Genomic DNA, 4,019 nt, shown 5'->3' on the forward strand with positions numbered 1-4,019 from the left:
TCTACGTCAGCGGTGACGGCGGCGTGTGGCGCAGCGAGGATCGGGGCCGCACCTTCCAGCACGTGCTGTCGAAGCTCTCCTGCGTGCGGCTCGCGAGGTCGGGCAACGCGGTGGCGGCGGCGTGCGGCGGAGGCCTGGGCAACGTGCTCCAGTACGCCGCCAACGGGCGCGACTTCCAGCCCGTGCCCGTGCCCTACTCGCACGCGCTGCTGGCCGTGGAGCTGCTGCCCGAGGAGGAGCTTCTGGCGGTGGGCGTGCGCGAGCAGTTCATCCGCGCCCGGCCCTCGGGAGGTGCCATCACTTCCGGCTCCAAGGTCATCCAGGAGTGGAAGGCCTTCCTCGACAAGCACCAGCGCGTGAAGGCGCAGCCGGCTCGCGAGGATCCGCCGCGCACGGTGGCGGTAGCCCCCCTTCACCCGGAGTGAGGGGCCTTCAGGCGTCATGGCGCGATGCGCTATACCTGCGCCACCACGCAGCAACCCAGAGGGGGACTCCCATGTCGACCGCACTCGAGCAGAGCCCGAACAGTGCCCTGGCCACTGGCCGCTTTGGCCAGCGCCGCTATCTGATCCGCAAGAAGTTCTTCAAGCTCTTCGGCGACGCGTTCCACATCTACGACGACGCGGGCAACGTGGTCTTCTACTCGAAGATGAAGGCCTTCAAGCTGAAGGAGGATCTGCGCGTTTTCTCCAGCGAGGAGATGAACGAGGAGGTCCTCTCCATCAAGGCCCGCGGCATCCTGGACATCGGTGCCACGTACGACGTCACCGACTCGGCGACGGGCCAGAAGGTGGGCGCGCTGCGCCGCAAGGGCCTCAAGTCCATCCTGCGCGACGAGTGGCTCATCCTGGACGTCAACGACCGCGAGGTGGGCACCATTCAGGAGGACAGCATGGTGCTCGCGCTGGTGCGCCGCCTGTTGACCAACCTCGTGCCGCAGACCTTCCAGGGCAAGGTGGGCGAGACGCCCGTCTTCACCTTCCGCCAGCGCTTCAACCCCATCATCCAGAAGGTCGAGCTGGACTTCTCCCTGGACAGGGGCGGCGCGCTGGACCGCCGCCTGGGCATCGCGGCGGCGGTCCTCCTGTGCGCCATCGAGGGCCGTCAGCAGGGCTGAGCGGCCCGCGCGGGCTCACTTCTCGCGCAGGATGAGCAGTCCGCGTCCGGTGTCCACGGCGTAGATGTAGCCGTCACCGGGCACGCGGATGCCGATGGCCCCGTCGAAGTAGTCCCCACGGTTCGGGTCTGTCTCGCGGTAGGTGTTGTAGTAGGCGACCTGGGTGGGACGGGTGGGGTTGGAGACATCCAGCACCCGCACCCCCTCCTGGTACCAGGAGAGGTAGAGCCGCTTGCCCGACAGCACCATGTTGTGGATGGAGACGGGTGCGCGGAGCTGGAACTCGCCAATCTTCATCATCTTCGCCGGGTCCGTGACGTCGAGCACGCGCAGGTGCTCGCCCGGGCCCTCGCCGCCCATGAAGGAGATGGTGCGCCCACCGAAGGTGCCCACCGCCGTGGCGTGGCTGTACTGCTCGAACGGGGCGTAGCTGTACGTGCCCAGCGTGACGAGGTTGTTCGGGTCCTTCACGTCGGCCACGTAGTAGCCGGCCCCGGAGTAGTTGACGTAGAGCCGGGTGCCCACGGCGAACATGTCATGCGGGTAATCGGGGTCGGGCGCGTAGCGGGCGAGCTCGACGGGGTGGGTGGGCGTGGTGAGGTCGTAGATGTGAACGCCGCCGGAGCCCGTGGCGTAGAGGCGGTTGCCCTCGACGAAGACGGTATGGCCGCTGCTGCCCAGGGTGCTCACGAACTGCGGATCCGCCGGGTTGCTGATGTCGAAGACGACCACGCCCTTGCTGCTGCTGGCGACGTAGAGCGCGTTGTCCTTGGCCCATACGCCATTCCAGTACGTGTCGCCCGACATCTGGATCGTCTTCTTGAGCACGGGCGCGGACTTGTCGCTCACGTCGAAGACAGCGAGGCCGCCCGCCTGCCCCCTGTGGTTGACGGACACCACGTAGGCGTGGCCCCGGGTGACGTAGACGTCCGCCGGGTAGGCGAGCTCCACCCGATTCTCCGAGACGAGCTCCAGGCCGGAGGCCTCGGTCTCACCGGCGCGCCACCGCAGCCGGGTGGAGGAGAAGGTGGCGCGCGAGGTGACTCTTCCATTGCGGCAGAAGGCGAGGCAGCCGGTGAACTCGGGAGCCTGGGGGGCCGCGCAGGTGACCATCGTGGTGCGGCGCGTGCCGCCGTCCGCGAAGGCGGTGAAGGTGGAGAAGAGCCGGGTGTTGCCGTCGCGCTGCTCGGTGGCTGGCTGGCCGCTGAGGTACGCGGTCGTCCCACCGTCGGAGCTGAAGCCGAAGGGATAGGCGTACATGGAGGAGTAGCCACCGTCGGAGCGCTGGAAGCGGCTGTTCAGCAGGTACAGGCCCGCGGTGTCCGCGTTGGCGAGCGACGCCGGGTCGCACCCCGAGAGGTCGAAGGTGCTGAAGTCCTCGCAGTTGCCACCGGCCGCGGGGAAACCGCAGGGCGACAGGAGGCCAGGGTCCGTCCAGTTGCTGCCGGTCTCCGGGAGCGCGACGTAGCTCCCATCCCATTCGTCGGTGGGCTGCTGACCGGCGTCGGTCGAGGCGTCGGCGCGGGTCGAGGCGTCTGGGGGGTCCGTGGGCGGCGGCCCCGGCAGGCAGCCGAGGAAGGTGACGACACCCGCGAGCAGTGTTGCCCGAGGGAGGAGGAGGCGATTCATGGACGAGGCTCCCGTGAGAGGGGGGAGCATCCTCCCGAGTGTGGACCCCTCCGCGCAATCCGGGGTTCCACGGAGCGACTGTCACGAACCTCCGCCCGTTCAGTCTGGCTTCACTTGGAGGCGTCGGGGCGGAAGCGGCGCTCGATGCGCGAGCGCAGCAGCTCGAGGACTTCCTTCTCGCTCTTGCCGGCCTCGGGCTCCAGCTCCAGCTTGACGAGGCCCTTGCCCACCCGCGCCTCGGGGGCGAGCACCTTGCCTCCCTGCGTGAGGCGCAGGTGCGTGGGCTCCAGCTCCACGCCGTAGGGCTGGACGTACAGGTCCATGAAGCGCTGGCGGAGCTGCTCGGCGCCGAGGGCCTCGCGCTCCTCGGGGAGGAACTGGAAGCTGAAGCTCTTGCCGCCCAGCCGCACCACCTGCTCGGCCACGGTGCCGAGCCGCAGCGCATGGGGGAGCAGGGACTCCTGGCCCTCGGAGCGGCTGTAGAGCCAGTAGCTCTTCTGCACGTGGGCGCACAGGGGGCACAGCAGGCCGTTGAGCTCGTCGAGCCCCCGGGTGCGCAGCAGGTGCTGGAGGAGCACCTCCTCGCCACAGCGCTTGCACTGCTCCTGCGGGCCGATGACGGCGAGCACGGAGCGGCCCAGCTCGGCCACGTCCGCGCGCTGGAGCGCCAGGGGCACCGCGGCGAGCAGCTCGGCCTCGCGCAGCTGGAGGCCGAAGCGGACCTCCTTCTTCATCACGCGCATGCCGAGCTCCAGGTGGCGCGGCAGCCGCGTGAGGGCCTGGTCGTAGCCGGGCGCGTCCTGCAGGCCGAGCTCGCGCAGCAGCTCGTAGCGCTCGGCCCAGGCCTCGCTGGAGTCGAGCCCCGGAGGCGGGCGGCCAGCGGCCTCGGCGAAGAAGGCCATGAGGGTGAGGGCCACCTGCCAGGGCTCCTGGGAGACGGAGTCCTCGAGGCGGCGGGCCAGCTCGCGCGCGGCGGGCGTGGCGCGCTGGCGCTCGAGGCGGAGCACGCCCTGGCGCACCAGGGGACTCTCCAGCACGGGGTCGAAGGCGCGGAGCTTCTTTCCCTTGCCGTTCTCGGCGAGCGTGGACATGCGCTTGTTCCTCAGGGACGTGAGTGTGCGTGCGGCGCGCTCGAGCTGGCGCATCCGGGCGCGGGCATCCTGGCCGAGGCCGTGCAGCTCCTCGTCCATCTCCGCGCGCGTCTCGGCGAGGTAGTCGCGGCCCTCGGCCTCGCGGCGTCTGGCTTCCTCGTAGAGGCGGGCGGTGGCGGTGG

2 protein-coding genes and 2 pseudogenes are annotated in these 4,019 nt (G+C 69.8%); 2 read left to right on the forward strand and 2 right to left on the reverse strand.

The features are described 5' to 3' along the window. Positions 1-425 (forward strand): annotated as a pseudogene (locus VF794_RS12680) (hypothetical protein); the annotation flags it as partial. Positions 426-496: 71 nt separating this feature from the next. Then, positions 497-1,117 carry a hypothetical protein gene (locus VF794_RS12685; protein ID WP_331110090.1) on the forward strand — a complete coding sequence of 207 codons (621 nt, stop codon included), beginning with the start codon at positions 497-499 and terminating at the stop codon, positions 1,115-1,117. A 15-nt stretch (positions 1,118-1,132) separates the two neighbouring features. Here the strand turns inward: VF794_RS12685 and VF794_RS12690 are convergent, their stop codons facing one another. Together VF794_RS12690 and VF794_RS12695 are read right to left on the reverse strand one after the other, a co-directional pair. Beyond that, complete coding sequence (locus tag VF794_RS12690; protein WP_331110092.1) at positions 1,133-2,746, reverse strand: hypothetical protein; 1,614 nt, start codon at positions 2,744-2,746, stop codon at positions 1,133-1,135. A gap of 110 nt (positions 2,747-2,856) precedes the next feature. Continuing rightward, a pseudogene (locus VF794_RS12695) lies at positions 2,857-4,019 on the reverse strand (molecular chaperone DnaJ); the annotation flags it as partial.

The sequence above is a fragment of the Archangium sp. genome (genome assembly GCF_036389735.1).
Classification (GTDB): Bacteria; Myxococcota; Myxococcia; order Myxococcales; family Myxococcaceae; genus Archangium.

Excerpts from the sequence above, each read along its gene's own strand:
- VF794_RS12685 (WP_331110090.1), top strand. The coding sequence starts at position 497 with ATGTCGACCGCACTCGAGCAGAGCCCGAACAGTGCCCTGGCCACTGGC.
- VF794_RS12690 (WP_331110092.1), bottom strand. The coding sequence starts at position 2,746 with ATGAATCGCCTCCTCCTCCCTCGGGCAACACTGCTCGCGGGTGTCGTC.